The following is a 24,412-nucleotide window of genomic DNA, read 5'->3' as shown; positions in this document are numbered from 1 at the left end:
TTTGTGTGGCTAACATCGCGAAATATCGTCAGTTTTTGTCCTACAAGCCTTTCGGCCAACCCCGGACAGTCTGACTGCCCTCCCTTCACTAAACTTCACCTTGCTCTCTCTTTAGAGAGCACTCCCCCCCTTTTGAGCCCGCCCCTGTTGCGGGCTTCATTTTTTTCGGGCACGATTTCCTCCATCCCGACGCCGTCGACACCGGCGCCGGAAGCTCAAAAGGTTGGGGGAATCGCTCAAGGCCCGCGCAGTTGAAAAGCTGCGCGGGCTTTGTTTTTTCCGACGCCGCGCACGGACTTCGCCTGACAAGGCCGCCGGCCGGTGCTTCAATGGCGGCTGACGGCGGCGTCACACAGCGCAAGCGATGCGCCTCGCCCCCATCCCTACAACAACAAGGATTGGCCGATGGAAGGTTTCGCGCAACTCGCCGTGCTGGTGGTGGACGACCATCCGGTGCAACGGGCCGCGGCCCGGCAACTGCTCCATACGCTGGGCGTGCAGCAGATCCTGACGGCCTGCGACGGCCGCGAGGCGCTCTACCTCCTTCAGCTCTGCCACGTCGATCTCGTGCTGTGCGACATCGACATGCCCGGCATGAACGGCCCCGAACTGATGGAGCAGATGCACCTGCGCGGCGGCCGCGTCTTTCCGCGGCAGGCGCCCGTGTGGGCGTGGGTCAGCGGGTTGGATGCGCCGATCGTGGAGTCGCACGTCAGCCTGGCCGATGCGATCGGGCTGACGCGCACCCACGGCGTGCAGAAGCCGCTGCGCCCGGCACACGTGCTGCCGCTGCTCGAAGAAGCCGCCGCCCGGGAGCGAGACCGGCCGCCTGCCGCAACGGCTGGCTTGCCGCAGTTTTCCGACGACGAGCTGGCCGCGCTCATCCACGAAACGCCCGAGCAGATCGAAGTCGTCTTCCAGCCGCAGCACGATCTGGCCAGCAACCAGATTGCGGGCGCCGAGGCGCTCTGCCGCTGGATGCACCCGGTGCACGGGCGCGTGTCGCCTGCCGCGTTCGTGCCGCGCCTGGAGGCGCTGGGGCTGGCTGATGGCCTGTTCTTCCATGTGTTGGAGCATTGCGTGCGCGTGCAGCACGCGCTGGCCGCGCATGCATATCCCGTTTCGATTGGCGTGAATGCGTCTGCGCAGACGCTGAGCCGGGCCGGCACCGTCGACCGCATCGAAGCCATCGTGCGCGAGGCGCGCATTGCGCCCGCTGCCATCGCGATCGAGCTGACGGAAGACTCGCCCGTGCACGACGCGGCGCAGCTCACCATCGCGCTCAACCGCTTGCGCCTGCTGGGCCATCCGCTGGCCATCGACGATTTTGGCGTGGGCATTGCCACGCTCAAGCTGCTGGCCGATCTGCCCTTCACCATTCTGAAAATCGACCGCTCATTTACGGCCGCGGTAGACCAGACCAGCCAGCGCGGCGTGATCTGCCGCACGATGATCGAGCTGGCGCGCACGCTGCATCTCGAGTGCATTGCCGAAGGGGTGGAAACCGAAGCGCAGCGCCAGACGCTGCGCGCGCTGGGTTGTGCCACCGGGCAGGGCTATCTGTGGGCGGCCCCGCTGTCTGTCACCGCGTTTCTTGCGCACGTGCAGGCGGCTGCGTAAGCGCGAACGCTGCAGGGTCATTCAGTTTCTCTCAACCCAGATAGAAACAGCTTCTGCCCCGAAAGGTTACGCGGCGCCAAAGTAAGAAAAGTCTGATCCCGAAGGGCATATCCGGTGAGTAAGGTACCGGCTCCTTTCCGCGGCGCTCCTGACTTCCATGACGGCTCCGATCTCTCCCATCCTGTTGCTCGTCACGCCGGCCAAGTCTTCCCCGGCGACGCGCCTGGCCTGACGGCGTGCACATGTGCCCTGTCCTCTCGATCGTGCTGGCGGACGATCATCCGGTGATCCTCATGGGGCTGGCGGCGGCCATTGGGCAGTTTCCACAGCAGCAGGTCGTCGCACAGGCACACGATGGGCGCGAGCTGATGCAGGTGCTTACGTCCGTCGACTGCAACGTCATCGTGACGGACTACAACCTCGGTGGCGAACCGGCCTTCGACGGCATGCAACTGCTGGCGCGCCTGCGCAAGCAGCATCCCAGGTGCGGCATCGTCGTCTGCACGATGGTCCACAACCCGGCGCTGCTGCGCGCCATGCGGCAGATTGGCGTGGCAGGCATCGTCAGCAAGAACGATGATTTCGTGCATGCCGGGCACGCCGTCATGGCGGCCGCGCGCGGCGTGCGCTATGACAGCCCGCGCATCCTGGAAGACACGGGTCTCGGGTCCAACGAACGGGATGCGTCCGAGCGGCTGAGCGCACGCGAGCGCGAAGTGCTTCGCCTGTATGCGGCTGGCACAGCCGTGTCCGACATTGCGCTCATGCTCGGTTCGAGCGTGAAGACTGTCAGCACGCAGAAGGCCATGGCGCTGCGCAAGCTGGGCTTGGCGCGCGAGATCGACCTCTTTCAATACGCCCGCGCCAGCGGGCTGATCGCGCGCGGCTGAGCGCCAGCCTCAGCTGGCCGGGCGATGCATCGGCACGGCTTGCGCCGCTGCGATGGCGGTGCCAGATGCCTGCGCGGGTGCCGGGTCCACACTCATCAGCCAGTTGAACAACGGCGTTGCCAGCAGCGCGCCGACCAGCTGCGCCAGCATGTAGCCAGGGACATCGCCGGGGCGGATGCCGTAGGGGCCGTCGGTCAGCGCGCAGGCAAGGGCCAGCGCCGGATTGGCCACCGATGACGACGACGTGAACCAGTACCCCGCCGCGATATAGGCAGCCACCACCAGCGGCAATTGCTTCGGCGCGTGACGCCCGCATGCGATGCCCGCGCCGATCAGCCCGAACGTTGCCAGTGCTTCGCTCCACCACAATGCGGGCCCGGTGGCGGCATGCGTGCCCGGCGCCCACGCCGGCATGCCGAACATGGCGTGCGCGGCGGCCACACCGAGCACGGCGCCCATGGCCTGTGCAGCCAGATAGGCCAGCGCCTCATGCCCCCGCAGACCGCCCCGCAGCAACGCCGACAGCGTGACCGCCGGGTTCAGGTGCGCCCCCGACACTGGCGCGAACACCGTCAGCAGCGCCAGCAGACCGGCGCCGCCAGCGAGCGACTGCGCCAGCAGCGTCCACGTGGCATCGCCACCGGAGAGCCGGCTTGCGTGGATGCCCGTGCCGATGACCACCGCAATCAGCAAGGCCGTACCGAGCGCCTCCGCGACGATGCGGCGGGCCAGCGATGGAGCGGCGGACGGGGCCGAGGCCGCGGTGCGAAGGTGGGAAACAGTGGCCATGCGGAAAGAAGGCGGGCGATGCCAAGCGCATCGCGCGGGAGTGTGGAATGTCCGCCGGGGCCGATCAATGCACCCGGGCGCGCTTGTGTCGCGCGCCCGGGTATCGAATCGTGGAAGTGATGTGAGGGTGCAGCTCAGGCCGGGCTGGCCGCGCCGGCGGACGCCAGTTGCCGTTGCTGCGCCCCGAGCCGCGCGAAACCCACCGCAGCCGCGCCGAGCGCCGCCAACATGGCGATGCATCCCGCCATCGTGCCGTGCGCCATGCCGATGGCACCGCCGCCAGCGGCAAAGGTGAAATACAGCCCGCCGATGCAGGCGACGCCCAGGGCGCCCGCCAATTGCTGCGCCGTAATCAGCAGCCCAGCCGCTGCGCCGGCCTGCGTACGTGCCACGCCGGTCAGCACCAGGCCGATGAGCGGGACGACGACCAGGCCTTGCCCTGCGCCGTACAGCGCCACCGCAATGCCGATGCGCGCCATGCTCGGCGTGGCGGGGTGCGCCCACGCCGTGCCGAAACCCGACAGCAGCGCCACCAGCCCCAGCGCCATCAGCCCAAGGCCCGACAACAACGCGCGGACGCCATGGCGCCGCACCAGCGCATTCGCCACCCGCGACGTGATGAGAAAGGTGATGGCCAGCGGCAGGATGGCAACGCCCATGCGCACCGCAGACAGCTGCCGCCCGTTCTGCAGATACAGCGTCAGCACGAGGAAGAACGCCATCATCCCGATGTAGTGCAGCGCTGATGCGGTCATCCCCGTCATGAAGGCGCGATGCTGCAGCAAGGTGGGCGGCAGCAGCGGCGTACCGCCGGCGCGGTCGACCCGGGCCTCGAGCTGCTGGAATGTCGCCATGCCCAGCACGCCCAGGGCAAGCAGTGCCAGCGTCCACACCGGCCAGTGCAGTTCACGGCCGAACAGCAGCGGTACCAGCACGGCCGCCACGCTGACGGCCATCCACGCCACGCCGGCGGTATCGAGATGCACCTTTGCCGCGTCGGCGCTCGGGCGTGGAATCCAGCGCCAGCCGAGCAGCGCGGCCGTCAAACCGACAGGCACGTTGATCAGGAAGGCCGAACGCCAGCCCAACCCGGCGATGTCTGCGCTGGTGAGTGCGCCGCCTACCAGCAGCCCGGCCGCGCCGCCCGTGCCCATCACCAAGCCGAAGATCGACAGCGCCCGGTCACGCTCGGCGCCGGCAAAGAGCGCCTGCACGCTCGCCAGCACTTGCGGCACCATCATCGCGGCCGACAGGCCTTGCGCAAAACGCCATGCAATCAGCGCCGCAGCACTGCCCGCCAGCCCGCAGCCGGCCGAAGTGGCGGTAAAGGCGACGAGGCCCAGCAGGAACACGCGCCTGCGGCCGAACAGATCGCCCAGACGGCCGCCGGTAATGAGCAGAATCGCGTAGCCAAGCTGGTACACCGCCAGCACGGCCTCCAGTTGTGCGGGCGTGGCATGCAGGCTCGTGCGGATGCTCGGGATGGCCACATTGGCAATGAACGCATCGACGATGAACATGAATTGCGCCGTCACCATCACACCGAAGGCGAGCCAGCGGCGCGGTTCGGATACGGAAGAAGCAGAAGAAACGTGGGTCACGATCGGCTCCGGAAAGAGAGGTGAACGCAGCGTAGGTGCGCGAGCCGATTCGATGCAGAGCTAGGATTAACCTAGGATTAGCTTGTCCCTCCCACTTGCACATGCCAGCGTGTGTAATACCGCCATGGACGATTTCACCGCCGACCTTGCCCCCTTCCCTGCCGCGCCGCGCAACGAGCTGGGCGAATTCCTGCGCAGCCGCCGCAGCCATCTGCGTCCGCAGGATGTGGGGCTGCCCGAGGGCAGCGGGCGCCGCCGCACCGCCGGGCTGCGCCGGGAAGAAGTCGCGCAGCTCGCCAACATCAGCATCGATTGGTATGTGCGCATCGAGCAGGGGCGCGACGTGCGGCCCTCGGTGGCGACCATCGAAGCGATCGGGCGGGCGCTGAAGCTGTCTGCGGATGAACGCGCGCACATGCGTGGTCTGGCGCGCGCGGAATCGGTCTTGACGGGCGCCGCAGCTGGACCGGCGGGGCGCCCACCCGCCGAAGCGGTGCCCGACGTCTTGCGCCGCGCCGTTGCCGGCATGGTCCTGCCCGCTCACGTGCGCAGCTACCGCACCGAGCTGCTGTGCTGGAACGAGGCGACCTCGCAGCTCTTCATGGATTTCGGCACGATGCCGGCGGAAGACCGCAACTCCCTGGTCTACATGTTTCTGTACGCCAATGCGCGCGAGCGTTTTGTCGAGTGGGAAAACGAGGCGCGCCGCATGCTGGCAAAGTTTCGCGCGGTGTACGACCCGCACGCAGACGACCCGGTGCTCGTGGCGCTGGTCGACCGGCTGCGCACCAGCAGCCGCGAGTTCGATACCTGGTGGCGCCAGCACGAAGTGCGCGCCCAGCGCGCGGAGCACAAGCTGATCCGCACGCCCGGCGGCAAGGTCGTCCGCTACGACTACATCGGCCTGCCGGTGATGGAAGACCCGCGCCTGCGCATGGTGCTGTACGTGCCGGTCGAGGACGGCGCTTGAACGTTCAGGCCGTCAGCGCTGCCAGGATGGTGTCGGTGTCGCGCACGCGGCCCAGTCGCGGGAACACGTTTTCCACCGACGAACGATGCATCGCCGCATCGTTCGAACTCATCGCATCTTCGGCCAGCACCAGCGCGTAGCCGTGCTCCCACGCGGCGCGCGCGGTCGATTCCACGCCCACATGCGTCGAGATGCCGCCCAGCACGATTGTGGTGATGCCGCGACGGCGCAGCTGCAGATCCAGTTCGGTGCCGTAGAACGCGCCCCACTGGCGCTTGGTGATCTGGATATCGGTGGCTGCGACTTCCAGCTCGGCGGGCTGTTCCCACCATTGCGCCGGCAGGCCGCCGGGCTGTGTGGGCGTGGGGCGGTCGACGGGCTGGCGCGGCGCGTCGGCGTAGTCGGCCGCCCAACCTACGCGCACCAGCACCACGGGCGCCCCCAGCTCGCGAAAGCGCCTGGCGAGCCTGGCGGACGCGCCCAATACCTGCTCGGCCGTATGCGGCCCTTGCGCGAACGGCAGGATGCCGCGTTGCAGGTCGATCAGCACCAGCGCGGTGGTCTTCGCAGACAGGGCAGAGAGGGTTTGCAGCGGTTCAGACATCAGTGCTCCAGTCAATTCGATTTACGGACGGCGGATGACGCACGTTGCCGTGGCATGCGCCAGCAATGTGCCGTCCTGTGTCTTGAGCGTGCCCTCCGACACGCCGATCGTGCGCGAGACATGCAGCACGCGCCCAAGGGCCACCAGCGGTGTATCCACCGGCACGGCCTTCACCATCTTCACGTTCAGGTCGACCGTGCCGTAGCCGACGCCCGCTTCCAGCATCGAATGCACGGCGCAGCCTGTTACGGAATCGAGCACCGTCGCCGCAAAGCCGCCGTGCACACCGCCAAGCGGATTGAGGTGGCGCTTGTCGGCCTGGGCAGTGAAGTGCACGGTGCCCGCTTCGATGGAATCCATCGTCATCGGGATGGTTTCGCTGATGGACGCGCGCGGCAGCTCGCCGTGCGACATGGCCTGCAGCAATTGCAGGCCGGTCATTTGGGACGGATGCATGGGAGGGATCGGTGGAGTTGAGATGGGGCGACTCGACACTCTACCGCGAGGCCGATTGCCATGGCTGCAATGCGTTGCACTGCCCAGCGCAACAACCCCTGCCCCTGCACACGTCCCAATGCGGGTAGACCCTGCCGGTGGAACTGCGGCCGCTCTTACGGCTGGCCGGCAATGTGTTTGCGCGCGCGCCCACCGACCTTGCGCCGCTCGACCGCGACGGCCGGCAGCACGAACTGCAGCCGATTGCCGGCGCGTTCAACCAGTACCAGCGGCGCATTGCCGACAACGCGCTCACGCAGAAGCGCTTCATTGCCCATGCCGCGCACCAGATGCGCACGCCGCTGGCGATTCTCGATACGCATCGACAACGGCCCCGGCATTCCGCCCGAGGCGTACACACGCGTGTTGGAGCGCTTCACGCGCCTGGAAGGCACGCAGACCCAGGCAGCTTCGGGCGGGCGGTGACGGTGTGGCTGCGGCGCACCAGCGCACCCGCCGCAGCGTCAGTCACCGCGCCTGCCTGACGGCTGCGGCGCTTATTGCACCGACACGAACACCGGGTTCGAGTAGAACCACAGATCGTTGTAGTTGCGATCGTTGATGGCGTTGAAGCGCGCGGCGTTTTCCGTCACCACGGTCTTCTGGTCGGGGAGCGGATTGCCGTTGCTGGTCTCGCCCGACACGTTCATGCCGAGGTTGGTGCCGCGCAGGCGGAAGTACTGGTTCTTGGCGGCCGTGTAGGTGTACGTGACGGTGTTGTAGCCGTCGGCGTCGACCTTCCAGTCGGCCTTGGTGAACGTGGCGATGACCTTGGTGGAGTCGTTGGTGTCCTTTGCATAGGCCGGTGTGCCCGACGCGGCCTTGCCGGTCACGTCGCCGGCAATCAGGTCGACATGATCGACCACCGGCCGCATGTTGACCTTGAAGCCGCTGCCGAGCGGGTACTCATAGTTGTTGTGATCGGGGCTCTTGAAGCGGATGGTGATCGTCACCTTGTCGCCGGCCTTGGCCGTGAGCGTGCCACCCATGTCGGCAGATGTGGCCGCGGTGCCAGCACGGAAGTCCAGCGCGTTGATGAGGTCGCCGAACACGGCGAACGATTTGCCCGAGCGCATGGCGGCCAGCAGCGTCTTCAGGTCGGGGCTGGTGCCCGGCAGCCAGATATAGGTCTTGGCGTATTCGCCGGGGTAGTAGCCGCTGCTGAACTGCTGCGTGGCGTCCACTTCAAAGTGGTGGTCGGAATCGGCAAAGTTCCAGATGCGGCGGCCCTCGCCGAGCAGCGCATCCCAGACGCCGCCGACTTGCGCGACCACGTAGTCGACGCCGCCGTAGGTGCGGTTCTTCAGGTTGGCGTCGATATAGGCGCTGGTATAGCCGCCGCGATCGGGTTCCATCTGGTTGCCGACCATGCCTTCGATGCCGAACATGATGTCGGGCGCCGTGTCGTTGAACTCGCGGAAATCCGCCACCGTGTACTTGCCCGGGTTGCGCGACGGGTGGTTGATCAGGCCGTAGCTGGTGTTCGGGTAATTCGTCTTGAGCCACTTGAAGGCATTGACCACGTCGGTGTGTGTCGTGCCGGCGCGCGGGCCTTCCTGCTGCCATGCGGTCACATCGTTCGGGTCGAACAGCGATGCGGACTGCTGCGTGAAGAAGTACTCGAACTTGTTCAGGCCCTTGGCCGACGTCTGCAGCTTGTCGGTGCCTTCGAAGATGCCCACGTTCAGGTGGTCGTGCGTCGGCATGTCCCACTCGGCGGCGGAGAAGATCAGCTTGCCCGCGTACTTGCCTGCCGCCTGCGCCTGCGCAATGGCGGGCATCTCGTACTTGGCGATGCCGGCCGATGCCGCAATGGAGCCGCCGACCAGCGTGGCGCCGGTGGCGTCGCGCGGCGAGGGACGCAGGTGGTTCGATACGGCCATCCAGTCGAGGCTGTTGAGGTCGAACGCGTGGTCGAGCACCGTCGACAGCGGCGTGACGGCATCGACGGACTCCGCCGTGTGCACGTGCAGGTCGCCCGTGGTCCACATGCCTTGCGGCTTGGCTGGCTCTGTCGGTGTGGTGGGGGTTGTCGGTGCCGGCGAGGTACCTGCGGTGCCCGTGGGCGCGGGGTCGTCACTGCCGCCGCACGCGTACAGGCCGAGGGTCAGGCATGCCGGTACTGCAATGGCGAGCAGCGTCTTCTTGGTCGAAAGCATTGTGGTTTCCTGTCGATTCGATGAGGTCGGGCAAACGCCTCCGGCCACCCATGCGTGTGGGCGGCTCATGCAGAACTAAAACGTTTGCGCGGCCGAATCTTGGCGACAAACCATGACGTTTTAGTGACGAACCGGTGTGAAAACAGAAGCTGATCGGCCCTAAGCGAGCCGGCGCCGGACGCAAACAGTGCGCAAAGAAAACGGCCCCTAAAAAGGGGCCGCGTTCAACGGGCTGCGGGTTTGGCGTCAAGGGGCGTCCTTGGCGGACGTATCGCGCTCTTCCTCGCCGGCGGGCTGGTGGTGCGATTTGCGCCCGCCGACCTCTGACATGTCGCGCTCGCGGACTTCCGCTTCGCGCACCGTCGTGCCTTCGGCATCGGTTTCCGACACATCGGTCAGAAACGTATCGTCGCCGGAGGCGTGCCCGGCGCCCTTCTGGTGTCGGTTATTCATGGTCACCTCTGTCAGTGATGTTGCGGCGGCCGCGTTATTTCACCGCGGGTTTCAGCTGTTCCGCCATCTGCAAGTGCTCGCGCAGCGCCGGCAGGTTGTGTGAGAAGAACGCCTTGATGTCGGGGTCCTTCGCATCCTTCGAGGCCTTGTCGAACAAGGAAACTGCCTCCTTGTGCGCCTTCACCCCCACCTCGTCGGCGTAGGCCTTGTCGAACTTCGCGCCTTCAAGCGCACTGAGCTTGTCGACCTTGGCGCGTTCGTCTGCGGGCAGGCTATCGGGCACCGTAATGCCCTTCTTGCCGGCCAGGGTCTTGAGTTCGTCGCCGACGGTGGTGTGGTCCTTCACCATCCGTTGTGCGAAGGCGCGCACGTCGGGGTTGCTCGCGCGCGTAATCGCAACCTGGCTGGCCTGCACTTCGAGCATGCCCGAGGCCGCGGCCTTGGTAACGAACGTCGTGTCGGACTTGTCCGCTGCGGCACGCGCCACACTCAACGCGCCACCAAAGCCGAGCGCACCCGCCACCAGCAGCGCGGCAACGCGCCGGATGCCAACAATATGCTGTGTCGATCTGTTCATGAGCTGTCCTCCTGCGCGAGTGCGCATCACTTTTCGTTGCTGACGGCCTTCGAAACCGCGGCCGGCGTGTCGTACTCGTCGTCGGGCATGTCGCGCAGCGTTTTCAGCGTGCTGTCATCCGCGCCGTTTGCCTGCGCGGTTTTCAGCAGCTCCTGCTTCTTGGCGGGGTACGACGCGCCCTTCAGGGCCTTCTGGATGCCGATCGGCGAATGCGTTGCGTGTTCGCCGCTGCTGCCCCCGCCATGCGCGCCGCGCTCGTGCGACTTGGCACCCGCACGTTCGGACGACTTGCCTGCGCTGCCCTGGCTGGCGTGTCCGCCGCGCTCCTTGGCCGATGCGCTGCTGCGTTTGCTCTGCGACGTCGATTTCGAATGCGACGCGTGCTTGCTCTTGTCGCGAGTGGGTTTCATGACACCTCCGCTGGTCGGGTTGATCGGGCCGCTGCCGGAAATGGCGCGGCCCACGACCGTTTTGCAGCAGCGAACATGCCTGCGGGCGGTGGTCGGGGGGAGCGGAGTGGGCGGGCGACAGCTTAGTTACGTAGGCCCGACATCGTGCTTCAGTGCGTGCTACGGCAACTCTGGCGAGCGCTTACGCTGCTACGCTTTTGCGCCGGGCCGCACGCGGCATCGGCAGTGGTGCCTCTCCCAATGCGCGACTGACCGCGTTGGGTTTGTCGACCAGATCCTGCAGCGTGTACCCATCGAGCACCTCGAAGTACGCCCGCAACGCCGCGTGCAGCACGCCGCGCAGGCCGCACACGCGCGTGATGACGCAATGGTTGTCGTCGCCGTGGAAGCACTCGACCATGCGGAAGTCGGGTTCGGTGGCGCGCACCACGTCGCCGAGGTTGATTTCGGCGGCCGGGCGGCCCAGCGTGATGCCGCCAGAGCGCCCTCGCACGGTATGCAGGAAGCCGTCCTGACCAAGCTGCTGGACGATCTTGATGAGGTGATTCTTGGGAATGTCGAAGGCATCCGCAATGCGCTGGATCGTGACGAGCTCGTCCGGGTGCACAGCCACGTAGATCAGCGTGCGCAGGGCGTAGTCGGTGTAGTCGGTCAGTCGCATGGCGGGCGTGCGGCGTTGCCGCAGGTAGAAACATTCATGAGAGGCACATCTTATCGGGAAGTTGCGCACGAGATGCGCCGGTTTGCCGCAGGTCAATTTGTTGCATCACAAATATACGTTTAATAGAATCCAATGCAAGCGGTTGCCTGAGCACCAGGCCATCCAAAACAAAGCGTGACGGCGCCCCCCGTCTTATTTGTTGCATATTTCACGCATATTTGGAGTCCAGCATGCTGTCCGACAAGTCCAAGCCCTATATCGATGCCAGCGTTCCCGTGCTGCGCGAGCATGGCTTGACCATCACGCAGACCTTCTATCGCAACATGTTCGCCAGCCACCCCGAGCTGACGAACGTGTTCAACATGGGCAACCAGGCCAACGGGTCGCAGCAGCAGTCGCTGGCTTCGGCGGTGTTTGCGTATGCCGCCAACCATGGCAACAACGCGGCGCTTGTGCCTGTGGTCAACCGTATCGTGCATAAGCACGCCGCTGTCGGTATCAAGCCGAGCCACTATCCGATCGTTGCGCGCCACCTGCTGGGTGCCATTGCCGAAGTGCTGGGCGATGCTGCCACGCCCGACCTGCTTGCCGCCTGGGACGAAGCCTACTGGCTGCTCGCCGCCGAGCTGATCGCCGCTGAAGCGCGCCTGTACCAGCACACCGGCAGCGGCCCCGACCATCGCCAGCCGGTGCGCATTGTCAGCCGCCGTCAGCAGGCCGAAGACGTGGTGTCGCTCACGCTCGAAGCCGTGGGTGGTGCGCCGCTGGCCGATTTCCTGCCGGGTCAATACATCTCGGTGCAGGTGGAGCTGGCGCCGGGCGCGCTGCAGCAGCGCCAGTACAGCCTGTCGGACGCGCCGAATGGCCGCACGTGGCGCATCTCGGTCAAGCGTGATGCCGGTGACGTTGACCGCCCGGCGGGCACCGTGTCGAGCTGGCTGCATGCCAATGCGCGCGAAGGCGACGTCCTGCTGGTCAGCCAGCCCTACGGCGACTTTGTGCCGCAACTGGCGACCGACAACCCGATCGTGCTGATGTCGGCGGGTGTTGGCATCACGCCCATGATCTCGGCGCTCAACACGCTCGCGCAGGAGAACAGCGCACGCAAGATCGTGTTCAGCCACGCCGCGCGCGCCGCGTCACATGTTGCTCACGTCGACGATCTGGAGCGTGCGGCCCAGGCGCTGCCGGCATTCGAGGCGCATGTGTTCCTGGAATCCGGCGAAGCCGCGGAATTCGCATCGCGCCCCGCACGGCCCGGCCGCATGACGGTGGACACGTTCGTGCGCGACAACGCGACGGAAGCGGACTTCTATCTCTGCGGCCCGCTGCCGTTCATGCAGGCACAGCGTGCTGCGCTGCTCGCCAGCGGCGTGCCGTCGGAGCGCATCCACCGCGAAGTGTTCGGCCCCGACCTGCTGGACGACATTCTCTGACTCTCTGACCTGAACCACGGAAATCACCATGCCCCGCCAAGCCCCGTTGCTCACCATCGGCAAGCCCGACCCGGCAAGCCGCGTGCCTTACTCGGGGCGGGCCGTCTTCGCGCTCGGCTTCCGGCCGTTCTACCTGCTCGCTGCGGCATTTGCCGCGCTGGGCATGGCGTTGTGGGCGGCGTTGCTGCTGGGTGTCCTGCCCTCGGCCCAAGGTCCGGCCACCATGGCGCCGCTGTTCTGGCACGCGCACGAGATGGTGTTCGGTTTTGCGGCGGCGGTGGTGGTCGGTTTCCTTTTCACAGCGGGAAAGAACTGGACCGGCCTGCAGACGCCGCAAGGCACGCAACTCGCCGCGCTCGCCGGGCTGTGGTTGGCGGCACGTGTGCTGATGTGGACCGGGCCCGTGCCGCTGGCTGTGGCTGCGGACGTGGCGTTCCTGCCGGCGTGCGGCGTGGCGTTCCTGCGCGTCTTGCGGCGCGCGAAGAGCGCACGCAACTACGGGCTGGCGATCGCGCTCCTGGTGCTCGGTGCCATCAACGCGGCGTTCCATGCCGCGTTGGCGCTGGAGGCGCCGCTGGCCGCACTGCGTTGCCTGGATGCGGCCGCCGGGCTGGTCTGCCTGTTCGTCACGGTCATCGGCGGGCGCGTCATCCCGATGTTCACGTCCAACGCGGTTCCGGGCGTGCATGTCCGCCGCGTGGTTTGGGCCGAGCGCGCAATCGTGCCTGCAACGGCGCTCGCAGTCGTCATGTTGGCGACGCCGCTGCAAGGCATCGTTCCTGCCACCGTGTTTGCGGCGGCAGCAGTCGTGCAGGCCGTCCGCTGGGCCGGCTGGGACACACGCCGAACGCTGCGCACGCCCATCGTCTCCATCCTGCATGCGGCGTATGCCTTCCTGCCCGTCGGCTTTGCCATGTTGGCAGCGGCTGCACTCGGCTGGGGCGACCGTTCCACCGCGCTGCATGCGCTCACGGCCGGAGCCATCGGCGGCGCCATCATCGCGATGATCACGCGCACCGCGCTCGGCCATACCGGCCGGATGCTGCGCACGGGGCGGGCAGAGAATTTCGCCTACGCCGCCATCGCGCTGGCTGCAGTCGTGCGCGTGGCAGGCCCCGCGTTGCTGCCGCGCGAGGTGTGGATCGGCGGGGCGAGCCTGCTGTGGGTGGCGGCGTTCGTGGCGTACCTGTGGCGCTACACGCCGTGGCTGATGGCGCCGCGCGCTGACGGCCGGGAGGGCTGAGCTTCAGCGTCGGCCGTTCGTCCTGGCCGGCAGCTTCCGTAGAATGGCGCAGCCCCTCTGCACACTGCGCCCACGATGGATGTCCATTTGACGATCCACGGCCGGCATGACCTTGCCGGCCAGCTCTATCGACAACTCCGCACCGCCATCCTCGACGGCCGGCTCGTGCCGGGCGAGCGTCTGCCTTCCACGCGGGACCTGGCGCTGCAGATCGGGGTGTCGCGCAAGACCACGCTGGACGTATTCGAACGCCTCATCGCCGAGGGCTATCTGCGCACGCGCGCCGGCTCCGGCACCTTCGTCGCTGAGGCCACCGAAGGATTGCGCGCACGCACGCCGACGGCCTCGCCTGCGGCGCAATTGGCGTCGCCTGCGCCGGTCGCACGCACTTTCGACACACCCTGGAACAACATGCCGGCGGTGCTCCCCATGCCGCGCGCGAATATCGTTTACGACTTTGTGGGAGGCGTGACCGAGAAGCGTTTGTTCCCGTTTGACGTGTGGCGCCGCTGTGTTGCGCACGCGTTGCGCCAGCAGGCGCGCGGGCGCGGCGGCTATCACGATCCGGCGGGCGACCAGGCGCTGCGCCTGGCCATCTCGCGCTATCTCGCATTCAGTCGCGCGGTGGTGTGTGCCTGGGCCGATATTGTCGTCACGCATGGCGCGCAGCAGGCTATCGATCTGATCGCGCGCATGCTGGTGCGCCCCGGCGACACCGTCGCCATCGAAGATCCGGGATACCCGCCCGCGCGCATTGCGCTGCAGGCCCTTGGTGCGAATGTCGTGCCGGTGCCGGTCGATGCCGAAGGCCTCGTCGTCGATGCGCTGCCCGAGCACGCCAAGCTCGTCTACGTGACACCGTCGCACCAGTTTCCGCTCGGCATGCCGATGAGCCTTGCGCGCCGCGCGCAACTGCTCGACTGGGCGCAACGGCATGACGCGCTCATCATCGAAGACGACTACGACAGCGAATTCCGCTTCGACGGCCGTCCGATGGAATCGCTCAAGAGCCTGGACGCTGCGGGTTGCGTCGCTTATGTGGGTACGTTTTCCAAGACGATCTTTCCGGAGCTGCGCATCGGCTACGTGGTGCCGCCGGCCTCGCTCGTGGCGCCGCTGCGGCACGCCAAGCAGGTGGCCGACTGGCACAGTGAATCGCTCATGCAGGCGGCGCTGGCCAAGTTCATGCTCGACGGCGATTTCGGCAAGTACCTGCGCCGCATGCACAAGGAATACGCAGCGCGCCGCAATGCGCTGCTGCGGCATCTGCGTGGGCCGCTGGCGCCGTGGCTGGTGCCCGTGCCGTCAGCGGCAGGCATTCACATGGCAGCGCAGGTGCACGCGCCGTTTCCCGAAGCCGAGCTGGTGAAGCTGGCGGAAAGCGTGGGCGTCGGGCTGTACGGCACCGCCCGGATGTATGTGGCGCGGCCGCCGCAGCCCGGGCTGCTGATCGGCTACGGCCACGTGAACGTTGCCGAGATCGACGCCGGGCTCGGCAAGCTGGCAGAAGTGCTGGCCACGGTGGCTACCTGATATTCGCGGGGATTGGCAATTTCAAGGTGCCACCTGCGCGCCTAGACTGGCTCCAGTTCTCAAGCACAGGAGCCTCTCATGGAACCCCGCCTCGACTTCTATCAAAGCAATCCCGCCGCCATCCAGGCGGTCCTGGGCCTCGAAAAAGCGCTGGGCAAAAGCACGCTGGAAAAGCCGTTGACAGAACTCGTGCGCCTGCGTGCCTCGCAAATCAACGGCTGCGCCTATTGCGTCGACCTGCACACCGCCGATGCCCGCAAGGGCGGCGAAGACGACCGCCGCTTGGCCACCGTCTCGGTCTGGCATGAAACGCCCTTCTTCACCGACCGCGAACGCGCCGCGCTGGCCTGGACGGAAGCCGTCACCCTCGTCGCAGAAACGCACGTGCCCGACGAGGTCTGGCAGGCCGTGCGCGCGCAGTTCTCCGATGCCGAGCTGGTCGACCTGACGCTGCTGGTCAGCACCATCAACACGTGGAACCGCCTGGCCATCAGCTTTCGCAAGCTGCCCGCCTGAGCGCCGCATATACTGCCTCGCACGGCGAATGCCGCACACGGAGGCCCCATGCTGCACGACGTCCGCACCCTAAGCGTGAATATCGAGCGTCACTTCGATGACGTGGCCATGTTCCTGGCCGAGCCGCTGAACTTTCCGATCTGGGCGACCGGCCTGTCGGAAGGGCTCGCGCCCGGTACGCAGGGTTCGGGCGCCGCACCCGACGAGTGGATCGCCAAGGCCGCGCCCAACAGCGACGAAGGCACCGTGTTTATCCGCTTCAGCCCGCCCAATGAATTTGGCATCGCCGATCACTGGGTGCGCCTGCCGGATGGATCGATCGTGTACGTGCCGCTGCGCGTGGTGCGCAACGGCGCCGGCACCACCGTCTCGCTCACGCTGTTTCAGCAGCCGAACATGGACGATGCGCAGTTCGACGCCGATGCCGAATGGGTGCAGCGCGACCTGGTGAAGCTGAAGACGGTGCTGGAAGCCGAATAACCGCTCAGGCCTTTTCCGCCTGCGGTGCTTGCGGCACCGTTTGCGGACCGGACGCGCCGGCAGGTGCAGCAGATGCCGGTGCTGCAGGCGATGCCGCCAGAGACGGATCGCCTTGCGCATCCGAGCCCTTCACCTGGCTCACCCAGAACACGCAGAACAGCCCCGCCGCCACGGCCAGCCAGCCGTTGAGCCCATAGCCCTCGATACGGCCGCCGGCACCGGCGGACAGCAGCAGCCCGCCCACCCACGCACCCACGCCAGTCCCCACCGACATCACCGCGCTGTTGGCCGACAGGAACGCGCCGCGCACCTGCGGGGCGGGCACCGTCGTCATCAATGCCTGCATCGGGACCATGCGGCTGGAGAGGATCACCATGAAGAACGGGAAGAACAGCAGCATGCCGATGAAGGGCCAGTCGGGCAGATGCGTCATGAGCAGCACCGGAATGAACGCCAGCAGTGCCGCGCCCACGAACACGCGGCGGCGGCCGTAGCGGTCGGCCAGCTTGCCGACGGCGCGCGAGCTGAAGAACGACGCCGCGCCGCCCGCCACATACAGCCACGAGAGGTTTTCAGGCGCCACGCCGTGGTTGGCCACCAGCACCGGCGAGATGAACGGAATCACCAGCATGTGCGAGCCCATCATCACGAAGGTCAGCACGAAGGCGCGCAGATGGCGCGGGTTGGTGAGCAACCGCCACAGGCCGGAGAGCACCTCGCCCAGCGTCTGGCTGCGATTGCCGGCCAGATGTTCGGCCAGCGGCGGAACCGTTTGCCGCGCGCCCAGCCAGATCAGCACCGTGAGTGCCGTCAGCAGGAAGAACGGCGCCGACCAGCCGAAGTGCGCGCCAATCGCAATGCCCACGGGCACGCCCGCCATGGCAGCCAGCGCAAATGACGACATCACCACGCCGGTGGCCGCGCCGCGCCGCGCGGGCGGAACCACGTCCGACAAGACAGCCATGATGATCGACCCCAGCACGCCGCCCGTAACGCCCGCAAACGCGCGTGCAAACAGCAGCATGCCGTAGCTGCCCGACAGCGCGCAGGCCAGGTTGGCGAGCGTGAAAAGGCCGTAGACGGCTAGCAGCAGCCGGCGCCGGTCAAAGCGGTCGATATAGGTGGCGGCCAGCAGGCCGGAGGCACCCGAGCACAGTGAATACACCGACACGGCCGTGGCGAACGCCGCCGGGCCGATGCCAAACGTATGCATGATCTGCGGACCAAGCGGCATCATCACCATGAAATCCATGATGACGGTGAACTGCGTGAGCGCGAGCAGCCAGAGCAACCTGCGCTCGCGCGAGGGATCAAGTAGAGGCATGAGGGCGAAGAAAGAAAGGGAGGGGGCGGCGCGCGCGGCTCGGAAGGGACAGCCAAGCGCGCCGGGTTGTGTCGAAAAACATATCTTAAGATAGTTGTCGCGACACAAGAAGTCAAACCTTATTCAGCGGATTCTCCGCCTCGTCACGGTGCCAAGGCGCGCAATGCGCTATTTCGCGCGCAGCATCCAAAGCACGTCGAGCACATGCTGGGTCGATCGCTCGACGTTGCCCGCCCGGTGCGCGATGCCAAGTTCGCGCCACAACGCAGGCCGCAGCGGCCGCATGGTGATGCGCACATCCGACGGTGCGGCGGACGCCTCGTGCGGGAGCAGCGTAGCGCCATAACCGGCGGCAACGAGGCTTTTGATGGCATCGTTGTAGTTGAGCTGGATGCGCGGCACGGGGTGATAACCGTCCGTGGCGAACCACTCTGTCGTCTGGCGCGACAGACGCGTGGTGGCGTCGTTGAGGATCAACGGCTGCGCGCTCAGCCAAGCCGGCGTGATGCGCGCTGGGCTCGTCCAGTGCGCCGGCAGGAACGCCATCACCGGATCGCGCCGCCATGGCTTGATGGCGAGCCCCGCCACCTGCGATTGCGGCAGCGCCACAAGGCCAATGTCGAGCGCGCCATCGGCGAGCCCCGCCAGCGTTTCCTGCGACGTGAGCACCGCCACCTGCACGTCGATGCCGGGGTGGTCTTGCCGCAGCACCTCCAGCGCCTGCGGTAGCAAGTGGGCGATGGCGCCGGTGGACGCGCCCAGCCGTACGCGCCCGCTCAGTCCCTGCACCTGGCGTTGGATGTCGTCCAGCGCCTGCTCGGCATCGGCCAGCAGCTTGCGGGCGCGCTCCACCATCACCTCGCCGATGGCGGTGGGCTGCACCTGCCCGCGCTTGCGAGAGAGCAACTGCGCGCCCACGCGATCTTCGAGTTCGGCAATGTGCAGGCTGACGGTGGGCGCCGCCAGATGCAGCGCCCGCGCCGCGTCGGCAAACGAACCGCGCTGGGCAACTTCGACGAGCGTGCGCAGGCGGTCCAGGCTGATCTCTCGCATGATTCAGAAACGCTGAAGGTGACGGTTGTGAAATTCAACTTTTCATATTCTAGGTCGCGCTCGAAGATGGGGGCTCGCATTCATCACCAACTTCTTTCCCTGGGAGCGCCCCGCCATGTCCACGCCCCTCGTCTTCATCGACGGCGACCAAGGCACCACCGGCCTGCAAATCCACGAGCGTCTGCGCGGCCGTGTCGAGCGGCAAGACCTGAAACTGCTGACGCTTCCCGCCGACGCCCGCAAAGACGCGCAACGCCGTGCCGAAGCCATCAACGCCTGCGATATCGCCATCCTGTGTCTGCCTGACGCGGCCGCGCGCGAGGCGGTCGCGGCCATCGTCAACCCGGGTGTGCGCGTGATCGACGCCAGCTCCGCGCATCGCACCACGCCGGGCTGGGTCTACGGCTTTCCGGAAATGAGCGAAGGGCAAGCTCAACGTGTTGCGGGCGCGTCGCGCGTGACCAATCCGGGCTGCTACCCGACCGGCGCGATCGGGCTGCTGCGCCCGCTCGTGCAGGCGGGCCTTGTGCCGGCGGATTACCCGATCAGCATTCATGCCGTGTCCGGCTATTCGGGCGGTGGCCGCGCCGCGGTGGAAACCTACGAGGGGCCGGAGGCGGCAAACGCCCTGCCGTTCCAGGTGTACGGGCTGGGTCTGGCGCACAAGCACACGCCGGAGATCCAACTGCACGCCGGGCTCACGCAGCGGCCGATGTTCGTCCCGGCCTACGGCGCGTATCGCCAGGGCATTGTGCTGACGGTGCCGCTGGAGCTGCGTCTGCTCAACGCCGGCGTTGATGGGACCGCGCTGCACGCATGTCTGGCCGACCACTACGCCGGCGCGCAGCATGTGGACGTGATGCCGCTGCAGGCGCCGTCCGCCCTGCCGCATCTCGATCCGCAGGCGCTTAACGGCACCAACGACATGCGGCTGGGCGTGTTCGCCAACGACCACGGTCAGGTCCTGCTCACGGCGGTATTCGACAACCTCGGCAAAGGCGCATCCGGCGCGGCGGTCCAGAACCTTGATCTGATGCTGGCGCGGTAGTGGGAAATCGAATGGAAGTTATCGGAACATTTAATTGGTCGATTGCGGGCGACTTCGCTATCGTCAACGCCGCCCGCGTACGAACCGCCTGTTGCTGTTTGCGCTCGGGGCCGGACCAACCCATTGCCTGAATGCAACATGTCTAAGACCACGTATTACGCGCCGCATGGCGGCCATCCGCCGCAGACGGATCTGCTGACCGATCGTGCGATGTTCACCGAGGCGTACGCGGTGATCCCCAAGGGGGTGATGCGCGACATCGTCACGAGCTGGCTGCCGTTCTGGACCCAGACGCGCCTGTGGGTGATCGCCCGCCCGCTGTCGGGTTTTGCCGAGACCTTCTCGCAGTACATCGTTGAAGTGAACCCGGGCGGCGGCAGCGACAAGCCCGAGCAGGACAAGAACGCCGAAGCCGTGCTGTTCGTCGTCGAAGGCGAAGCCGAGCTGACGCTGCAGGGCAAGAAGCACACGCTCACGCCGGGCGGCTACGCGTTCATCCCGCCGGGTGCCGACTGGACGCTGCACAACGTGAGCGACGCCGCGGTGCGCTTCCACTGGATCCGCAAGCACTACCAGGTTGTCGATGGCATTCCCCTGCCGGAAGCCTTCGTGACGAACGAGCAGGACGTCGAGCCGATCCCGATGCCGGGCACCAACGGCGCCTGGGTGACGACGCGCTTTGTCGACATGAGCGACATGCGCCACGACATGCACGTCAACATCGTCACGTTCGAGCCAGGCGGCGTGATTCCGTTCGCCGAAACCCACGTGATGGAACACGGCCTGTACGTGCTCGAAGGCAAGGCCGTCTATCGCCTCAATCAGGACTGGGTCGAAGTGGAAGCCGGCGACTTCATGTGGCTGCGCGCGTTCTGCCCGCAGGCCTGCTATTCGGGGGGCCCTGGCCGCTTCCGTTACCTGCTGTACAAGGATGTGAACCGTCACATGAACCTGACCCTGAACCCGTCGCGTTAAGCGACGCAGAGGTCGGATAAAAAAGCCCGCCGGTATTTGCCGTCGGGCTTTTTTTCATGGCGGCGCTTCTGCTTCTGCGATTGCGCCTACTTGCGCGTCGCCACGATGAACAGGCGCGGAAACGGCAGCAGCACCGTGCCGTCGTCGAGTGCCGGATAGGCCTGGGCAATCGCGTCGCGATAGCGGGTGAGAAATGCGGGGCGCTCGTCCTCGCTCAACGCGGCGAGGAAGGGCCGCAGCGCGCTGCCCTTAAACCATTCGACGACCGCATCTGCGCCGCCTTGCAGCGGATGCATGTACGTGGTGCGCCACACGTCCACGCGCGAACACAGCGGCGCGAGCAGCGCGTAATAGCGGCGCGCATCGAAGCGTTCCGTGCGCTCCACGCCCTTGAGCTTGCCGGCCCACGGCCCCGCAGCGGCCACTTCGCGCATCAGGCGGTGCGCCGGTTCGTCGAGGTTGTCCGGCATCTGCACGGCCAAATGGCCACCCACAGCAAGTTTGCCGACGAGTTTCGGAAACAGCTTTTCATGCGCCGGCAGCCACTGCAGCACCGCATTGGCGAGGATCAGGTCATACGCACCCGGCTCATCCCACGCAGCAATGTCGGCGACATCGAAGCGCACCTCCGGCAGGCGCTTGCGGGCGGCTTGAATCATGTCGGCCGAGGCGTCGATGCCGCGAACGGCTGCGGCGGGCGCACGCGCCATCAGCGCTTCCGTCGAATTGCCCGGTCCGCAGCCGATATCGATGGCGATATGGATGGGCGTGGGCGGCACCGCGGCGAGCAGGTCTCGGACCGGTCGCGTCCGCTCATCCTCGAATTGCACGTACTGCTTGGCGTACCAATCGTGTGGGGTCGTCACGATGCGCTCCTTGTCGTTGTTTGCGGGATGCGCAAAGTGTCAGGTTTCCCAATCGATCAGTAAAATGAATTCAATTTCCGAATTGATTCATAACGTTGATGAAAATCGATACGCTCGGCGTGCAGGCATTCGTGGCGATTGCGGAGAGCGGCAGCTTTACGCAAGCCGCCGATACGCTGCACGTGACGCAGACCGCCATCACGCAGCGCCTGCGCAAGCTGGAGGCGTTTCTTGGTGTGGCGCTGGTGGAGCGCACCACGCGCCGGACCGAGCTAACGGAAATCGGTCAGCGCTTTCTGCCGCAGGCGCGTCGGCTGCTCAACGAGCTGTCCGATGCGCTCACGGAGATTCGCGAGACCGGCCTGAGCCAGCGCGGCGACATCACGATCGCCTGCGTGCCGACGGTGGGCGTGCACTACCTCCCGCGCATCCTGCGCGCGTTCTCCGAGCACCGCCCGCACGATCGGGTGAAGATTCTCGACCACGCCTCGGCGTCGGTGCTGCAGGCGGTGCTGCGTCGTGAGGCCGAGTTCGGCATCAGCATTGCCGGTGACCAGCATCCGGAACTCGTGAGCGTGCCGCTGACCAGCGATCCGTACGTCCTCGTCTGCCGCGACGATCATCCGCTCGCCAAGCGCCGCCGCATCCGGTGGCAGGCCCTGCAGCCCCACCCGCTCATCTTTGCCGGCGAGGTGAGCGGCAACCGCAGCCTGCTCGACGGCGCACTCAAGGCAAGCGGCGTGACGCTGCATTCGTTCTATGAAGTGCAGCGCAGTTCAACGGCGCTCGGGCTGGTGGCCGAAGGCCTGGGCGCAGCGGTGGTGCCGCGGCTGGCGATGCAGAAGAACGCGTATCCGATGATTCGTACGGTGGAGCTGGTCGAGCCCGAAGTGTCGCGCACGCTGGTGCTCGTCACGCGCAAGGCAGCGCAGCTGTCGCCTGCAGCGCGTGCGTTGTATGACCGGATCGTCGACGGGGCAACCTCGGTGAAGTGAGGCTCGCGTGGAGGGCCGCGCTTACACGGTCCCTCTCACGCCATGCCGGCCCTTCACGCGCGTGCGCCGTCCGTGCTGCCCGGGTAGCTCGTATCTCCGCGCCACGCCAGCACGTCGTGTGCGCTGGCTTGACGATCCGAACCTTGCGCATACGGGTCGAAACGATCGTACTTCCACGACAGATAGCCATAGGTGTCGGCCTGGCGGTCAGCGCCCTGCGTGAACGGGGCCGTCTTGTCCACGGCACCTTGCGTGTACGGGTCGTACTTGGCCTGCGCGGCCGAAGCCGGTTGGGCGATGAACAGCGCGGCGGAAGCGGAAAGCGTAGCAAGCAAGGCCAGGGTAAGGCGGCGGGTGTGCATGATGAACTCCTCGTGCGGTGAACGTGCCGCCGGAGGCGGCATCCATTGGATCGCTAGCGGCGCGTGGCCGCCCGGATCCCACAGGTTGGTCGCGGTGCGCATGCAAACCTGACACTGCATCGACGAAAAACATGCCGCACCAGCCTCAGCCTGTACCTGCAGATACGCAGGCCGCGCGGCAATGGATGCAGCCTTGTCACACCAAACACGCAGACGTTGCTACGGCAGTTGCATCAACCCGTGCACGCCCTGCCACCCCACGTACAACCCCACGAGGGCAATCAGCACGCCTGACAGGTACGGCGCCTTGCGTGCAAATTCACCAAAGCCGCCCCAGCGCCGGGAGACGTGCTTCACGCTCAGCGCGGCGAGCGCGCCGGAGGCCACCAGCGTGAGGGCCAGCCCGATGCTGAAGCACAGCACGAGCGCCGCGCCCAGGGTGATCTTCTTGAGCTGCAGGCAAAGCAACAACACGGTGATCGACGCCGGGCACGGAATCAGCCCGCCCGTGAGCCCGAATACGATGATCTGGCCGGTGGTGACTTCACGGTTGGTGAAGCGGCGGCGGATGTCGTTGGCGTGCGCGCGTTCGTGGGCGTCCTGGTATTCGGCAGACGACACATCGAGCCCGGGGTGGTGATGATGGTCGTGATCATGGTCATGCTCGGTGAACGTGACGTCATAGTCATGCCGATGGTGTTCGTGCCCGAGCGACAGGCGCGCTACGAAAGCATGCGGCTCGGGAATGACGTGCTCCGATTCCAGAAAGCCGTCGCGCTGGACGAAGCGGAAGGTTTGCCGACTGCCGTCGGGCCGCTCGGTCACGACTTGCACCTGATCGGCCGACCATGCGGTGCCGCGCGTGCCCTCGCGCGTCAGCCGGAAGCGCGGCGGCACGCCATCTTCGAAGATGGCGAGTTGCACGACGCCGTGGCCGGTGTCGATGCGCTGGATCTCGTCATGGCCGTGATCGTGGTGATGATGATCGTGGTCGTGCGCCGCGTGCGTGCTGCGCCAGGTGCGCCACATCATCCACGCTGCCACGGCCACGATCAGCACGGCCGACACCATCTGAAAATACGGCTCGGTCGTTTCTGCGTTCCAGTTGCGGCCGAAGTAGAGGCCGGCCATGGCCACCGCCCACACCACCGCCGTATGCGACACCGTGGCCGACAGCCCAAGCAACACCGCCTGCGTGAGCGTGCCGCGGATCGCAACGATGAACGCCGCCATCATCGTCTTGGAATGCCCGGGCTCCAGGCCATGCAGCGCACCGAGCAGGATCGCGCTGGGAACGAACAGCCAGGCGTTGCCTTGCTGCAGCAGGGTGGTGAACGCGGTCATGGGGAAGG

At 66.4% G+C, this 24,412-nt stretch carries 25 protein-coding genes and 1 pseudogene; 12 read left to right on the top strand and 14 right to left on the bottom strand.

Features of this window, described 5'->3' with window-relative positions; all coding sequences use genetic code 11:
- The first annotated feature begins 405 nt into the window (after positions 1-405).
- Positions 406-1,620 carry an EAL domain-containing response regulator gene (locus R2669_RS14140; protein ID WP_316889056.1) on the top strand — a complete coding sequence of 405 codons (1,215 nt, stop codon included), beginning with the start codon at positions 406-408 and terminating at the stop codon, positions 1,618-1,620.
- A gap of 242 nt (positions 1,621-1,862) precedes the next feature.
- The gene (locus tag R2669_RS14135; RefSeq protein ID WP_147218691.1) at positions 1,863-2,510 is read left to right on the top strand and encodes a response regulator; all 648 of its coding nucleotides are present in this window, start codon (positions 1,863-1,865) and stop codon (positions 2,508-2,510) included.
- Positions 2,511-2,519: 9 nt separating this feature from the next.
- Here R2669_RS14135 and R2669_RS14130 read toward each other — a convergent pair whose 3' ends face one another.
- Both R2669_RS14130 and R2669_RS14125 read right to left on the bottom strand, forming a co-directional pair.
- A complete protein-coding gene (locus tag R2669_RS14130) occupies positions 2,520-3,299 on the bottom strand; it encodes an aquaporin (protein WP_316900716.1) in 780 nt (259 codons plus the stop codon).
- Positions 3,300-3,433: 134 nt separating this feature from the next.
- Positions 3,434-4,900, bottom strand: a complete 1,467-nt coding sequence (locus R2669_RS14125; RefSeq protein ID WP_316900714.1) for an MFS transporter — start codon at positions 4,898-4,900, stop codon at positions 3,434-3,436.
- Between the two features lie 124 nt (positions 4,901-5,024).
- On the opposite strand from R2669_RS14125, the gene R2669_RS14120 reads away from it, so the two are divergent.
- Positions 5,025-5,870: a helix-turn-helix transcriptional regulator gene (locus tag R2669_RS14120; protein WP_316875274.1), complete on the top strand. Its 846-nt coding sequence runs from the start codon at positions 5,025-5,027 to the stop codon at positions 5,868-5,870.
- A gap of 4 nt (positions 5,871-5,874) precedes the next feature.
- On the opposite strand, the gene R2669_RS14115 is transcribed toward R2669_RS14120, so the two are convergent.
- Together R2669_RS14115 and R2669_RS14110 are read right to left on the bottom strand one after the other, a co-directional pair.
- Positions 5,875-6,474: a hydrolase gene (locus R2669_RS14115; RefSeq protein WP_316900713.1), complete on the bottom strand. Its 600-nt coding sequence runs from the start codon at positions 6,472-6,474 to the stop codon at positions 5,875-5,877.
- Positions 6,475-6,495: 21 nt separating this feature from the next.
- On the bottom strand, positions 6,496-6,930 hold the full coding sequence (locus tag R2669_RS14110; protein WP_316900711.1) for a PaaI family thioesterase: 435 nt from the start codon (positions 6,928-6,930) through the stop codon (positions 6,496-6,498).
- A gap of 131 nt (positions 6,931-7,061) precedes the next feature.
- Here R2669_RS14110 and R2669_RS24825 point away from each other — a divergent pair.
- A pseudogene (locus R2669_RS24825) lies at positions 7,062-7,298 on the top strand (sensor histidine kinase); the annotation flags it as partial.
- 168 nt (positions 7,299-7,466) lie between these two features.
- On the opposite strand, the gene R2669_RS14100 reads toward R2669_RS24825, so the two are convergent.
- From R2669_RS14100 to R2669_RS14080, 5 genes are all read right to left on the bottom strand, one after another.
- Positions 7,467-9,128: an S-layer protein gene (locus R2669_RS14100; RefSeq protein WP_316900707.1), complete on the bottom strand. Its 1,662-nt coding sequence runs from the start codon at positions 9,126-9,128 to the stop codon at positions 7,467-7,469.
- 246 nt (positions 9,129-9,374) lie between these two features.
- On the bottom strand, positions 9,375-9,581 hold the full coding sequence (locus tag R2669_RS14095) for a hypothetical protein (protein WP_316900705.1): 207 nt from the start codon (positions 9,579-9,581) through the stop codon (positions 9,375-9,377).
- A 34-nt stretch (positions 9,582-9,615) separates the two neighbouring features.
- On the bottom strand, positions 9,616-10,158 hold the full coding sequence (locus R2669_RS14090; RefSeq protein WP_316900704.1) for a DUF4142 domain-containing protein: 543 nt from the start codon (positions 10,156-10,158) through the stop codon (positions 9,616-9,618).
- A 26-nt stretch (positions 10,159-10,184) separates the two neighbouring features.
- Positions 10,185-10,568: a DUF2795 domain-containing protein gene (locus R2669_RS14085; RefSeq protein WP_147218676.1), complete on the bottom strand. Its 384-nt coding sequence runs from the start codon at positions 10,566-10,568 to the stop codon at positions 10,185-10,187.
- 181 nt (positions 10,569-10,749) lie between these two features.
- Positions 10,750-11,229 carry an RrF2 family transcriptional regulator gene (locus R2669_RS14080; protein ID WP_147218674.1) on the bottom strand — a complete coding sequence of 160 codons (480 nt, stop codon included), beginning with the start codon at positions 11,227-11,229 and terminating at the stop codon, positions 10,750-10,752.
- Positions 11,230-11,459: 230 nt separating this feature from the next.
- On the opposite strand from R2669_RS14080, the gene R2669_RS14075 reads away from it, so the two are divergent.
- The 5 genes from R2669_RS14075 (at position 11,460) to R2669_RS14055 (ending at position 16,437) form a co-directional block, all read left to right on the top strand.
- The gene (locus tag R2669_RS14075) at positions 11,460-12,665 is read left to right on the top strand and encodes a globin domain-containing protein (protein ID WP_316900703.1); all 1,206 of its coding nucleotides are present in this window, start codon (positions 11,460-11,462) and stop codon (positions 12,663-12,665) included.
- 28 nt (positions 12,666-12,693) lie between these two features.
- Positions 12,694-13,908, top strand: coding sequence for an NnrS family protein (locus R2669_RS14070; protein ID WP_316900702.1), 1,215 nt, complete (start codon positions 12,694-12,696; stop codon positions 13,906-13,908).
- A 75-nt stretch (positions 13,909-13,983) separates the two neighbouring features.
- A complete protein-coding gene (gene pdxR, locus R2669_RS14065; RefSeq protein ID WP_316900700.1) occupies positions 13,984-15,441 on the top strand; it encodes a MocR-like pyridoxine biosynthesis transcription factor PdxR in 1,458 nt (485 codons plus the stop codon).
- A 78-nt stretch (positions 15,442-15,519) separates the two neighbouring features.
- Positions 15,520-15,957: a carboxymuconolactone decarboxylase family protein gene (locus R2669_RS14060; protein WP_147218668.1), complete on the top strand. Its 438-nt coding sequence runs from the start codon at positions 15,520-15,522 to the stop codon at positions 15,955-15,957.
- A 48-nt stretch (positions 15,958-16,005) separates the two neighbouring features.
- Positions 16,006-16,437, top strand: coding sequence for an SRPBCC family protein (locus R2669_RS14055; protein ID WP_316900697.1), 432 nt, complete (start codon positions 16,006-16,008; stop codon positions 16,435-16,437).
- Between the two features lie 4 nt (positions 16,438-16,441).
- Here R2669_RS14055 and R2669_RS14050 read toward each other — a convergent pair whose 3' ends face one another.
- Both R2669_RS14050 and R2669_RS14045 read right to left on the bottom strand, forming a co-directional pair.
- A complete protein-coding gene (locus tag R2669_RS14050; protein WP_316900695.1) occupies positions 16,442-17,761 on the bottom strand; it encodes an MFS transporter in 1,320 nt (439 codons plus the stop codon).
- 168 nt (positions 17,762-17,929) lie between these two features.
- A complete protein-coding gene (locus R2669_RS14045; protein WP_316900693.1) occupies positions 17,930-18,814 on the bottom strand; it encodes a LysR family transcriptional regulator in 885 nt (294 codons plus the stop codon).
- Positions 18,815-18,929: 115 nt separating this feature from the next.
- Here R2669_RS14045 and argC point away from each other — a divergent pair, with 115 nt between their 5' ends.
- Both argC and R2669_RS14035 read left to right on the top strand, forming a co-directional pair.
- Positions 18,930-19,862 (top strand): N-acetyl-gamma-glutamyl-phosphate reductase, encoded by a 933-nt coding sequence (gene argC, locus R2669_RS14040; protein WP_316900691.1) that lies wholly within the window; start codon positions 18,930-18,932, stop codon positions 19,860-19,862.
- 138 nt (positions 19,863-20,000) lie between these two features.
- Entirely contained in the window at positions 20,001-20,837 is an 837-nt protein-coding gene (locus tag R2669_RS14035; protein WP_027678748.1) for a bifunctional allantoicase/(S)-ureidoglycine aminohydrolase, read from the top strand.
- 86 nt (positions 20,838-20,923) lie between these two features.
- Here R2669_RS14035 and tam read toward each other — a convergent pair whose 3' ends face one another.
- On the bottom strand, positions 20,924-21,703 hold the full coding sequence (gene tam / locus R2669_RS14030) for a trans-aconitate 2-methyltransferase (protein WP_316900689.1): 780 nt from the start codon (positions 21,701-21,703) through the stop codon (positions 20,924-20,926).
- Positions 21,704-21,801: 98 nt separating this feature from the next.
- Here tam and R2669_RS14025 point away from each other — a divergent pair, with 98 nt between their 5' ends.
- Positions 21,802-22,698 carry a LysR family transcriptional regulator gene (locus R2669_RS14025; protein WP_045785360.1) on the top strand — a complete coding sequence of 299 codons (897 nt, stop codon included), beginning with the start codon at positions 21,802-21,804 and terminating at the stop codon, positions 22,696-22,698.
- Positions 22,699-22,751: 53 nt separating this feature from the next.
- Here the strand turns inward: R2669_RS14025 and R2669_RS14020 are convergent, their stop codons facing one another.
- On the bottom strand, positions 22,752-23,060 hold the full coding sequence (locus R2669_RS14020) for a hypothetical protein (RefSeq protein WP_316900687.1): 309 nt from the start codon (positions 23,058-23,060) through the stop codon (positions 22,752-22,754).
- Between the two features lie 219 nt (positions 23,061-23,279).
- Positions 23,280-24,404, bottom strand: coding sequence for a nickel/cobalt efflux protein RcnA (locus R2669_RS14015; RefSeq protein ID WP_316900686.1), 1,125 nt, complete (start codon positions 24,402-24,404; stop codon positions 23,280-23,282).
- Between the last annotated feature and the right edge of the window lie 8 nt (positions 24,405-24,412).

The sequence above is a fragment of the Ralstonia edaphi genome, assembly GCF_958350185.1.
Taxonomy (GTDB): Bacteria; Pseudomonadota; Gammaproteobacteria; order Burkholderiales; family Burkholderiaceae; genus Ralstonia; species Ralstonia edaphi.
The sequence above is the reverse complement of the archived record's forward strand: the minus strand, read 5'-3'. Positions and strand labels throughout refer to the sequence as shown.

Coding starts and splice junctions, on each gene's coding strand:
- R2669_RS14140 (WP_316889056.1), top strand. CDS start 406: ATGGAAGGTTTCGCGCAACTCGCCGTGCTGGTGGTGGACGACCATCCG.
- R2669_RS14135 (WP_147218691.1), top strand. CDS start 1,863: ATGTGCCCTGTCCTCTCGATCGTGCTGGCGGACGATCATCCGGTGATC.
- R2669_RS14130 (WP_316900716.1), bottom strand. CDS start 3,299: ATGGCCACTGTTTCCCACCTTCGCACCGCGGCCTCGGCCCCGTCCGCC.
- R2669_RS14120 (WP_316875274.1), top strand. CDS start 5,025: ATGGACGATTTCACCGCCGACCTTGCCCCCTTCCCTGCCGCGCCGCGC.
- R2669_RS14115 (WP_316900713.1), bottom strand. CDS start 6,474: ATGTCTGAACCGCTGCAAACCCTCTCTGCCCTGTCTGCGAAGACCACC.
- R2669_RS14110 (WP_316900711.1), bottom strand. CDS start 6,930: ATGCATCCGTCCCAAATGACCGGCCTGCAATTGCTGCAGGCCATGTCG.
- R2669_RS14100 (WP_316900707.1), bottom strand. CDS start 9,128: ATGCTTTCGACCAAGAAGACGCTGCTCGCCATTGCAGTACCGGCATGC.
- R2669_RS14095 (WP_316900705.1), bottom strand. CDS start 9,581: ATGAATAACCGACACCAGAAGGGCGCCGGGCACGCCTCCGGCGACGAT.
- R2669_RS14090 (WP_316900704.1), bottom strand. CDS start 10,158: ATGAACAGATCGACACAGCATATTGTTGGCATCCGGCGCGTTGCCGCG.
- R2669_RS14085 (WP_147218676.1), bottom strand. CDS start 10,568: ATGAAACCCACTCGCGACAAGAGCAAGCACGCGTCGCATTCGAAATCG.
- R2669_RS14080 (WP_147218674.1), bottom strand. CDS start 11,229: ATGCGACTGACCGACTACACCGACTACGCCCTGCGCACGCTGATCTAC.
- R2669_RS14075 (WP_316900703.1), top strand. CDS start 11,460: ATGCTGTCCGACAAGTCCAAGCCCTATATCGATGCCAGCGTTCCCGTG.
- R2669_RS14070 (WP_316900702.1), top strand. CDS start 12,694: ATGCCCCGCCAAGCCCCGTTGCTCACCATCGGCAAGCCCGACCCGGCA.
- pdxR (WP_316900700.1), top strand. CDS start 13,984: ATGGATGTCCATTTGACGATCCACGGCCGGCATGACCTTGCCGGCCAG.
- R2669_RS14060 (WP_147218668.1), top strand. CDS start 15,520: ATGGAACCCCGCCTCGACTTCTATCAAAGCAATCCCGCCGCCATCCAG.
- R2669_RS14055 (WP_316900697.1), top strand. CDS start 16,006: ATGCTGCACGACGTCCGCACCCTAAGCGTGAATATCGAGCGTCACTTC.
- R2669_RS14050 (WP_316900695.1), bottom strand. CDS start 17,761: ATGCCTCTACTTGATCCCTCGCGCGAGCGCAGGTTGCTCTGGCTGCTC.
- R2669_RS14045 (WP_316900693.1), bottom strand. CDS start 18,814: ATGCGAGAGATCAGCCTGGACCGCCTGCGCACGCTCGTCGAAGTTGCC.
- argC (WP_316900691.1), top strand. CDS start 18,930: ATGTCCACGCCCCTCGTCTTCATCGACGGCGACCAAGGCACCACCGGC.
- R2669_RS14035 (WP_027678748.1), top strand. CDS start 20,001: ATGTCTAAGACCACGTATTACGCGCCGCATGGCGGCCATCCGCCGCAG.
- R2669_RS14025 (WP_045785360.1), top strand. CDS start 21,802: ATGAAAATCGATACGCTCGGCGTGCAGGCATTCGTGGCGATTGCGGAG.
- R2669_RS14020 (WP_316900687.1), bottom strand. CDS start 23,060: ATGCACACCCGCCGCCTTACCCTGGCCTTGCTTGCTACGCTTTCCGCT.
- R2669_RS14015 (WP_316900686.1), bottom strand. CDS start 24,404: ATGACCGCGTTCACCACCCTGCTGCAGCAAGGCAACGCCTGGCTGTTC.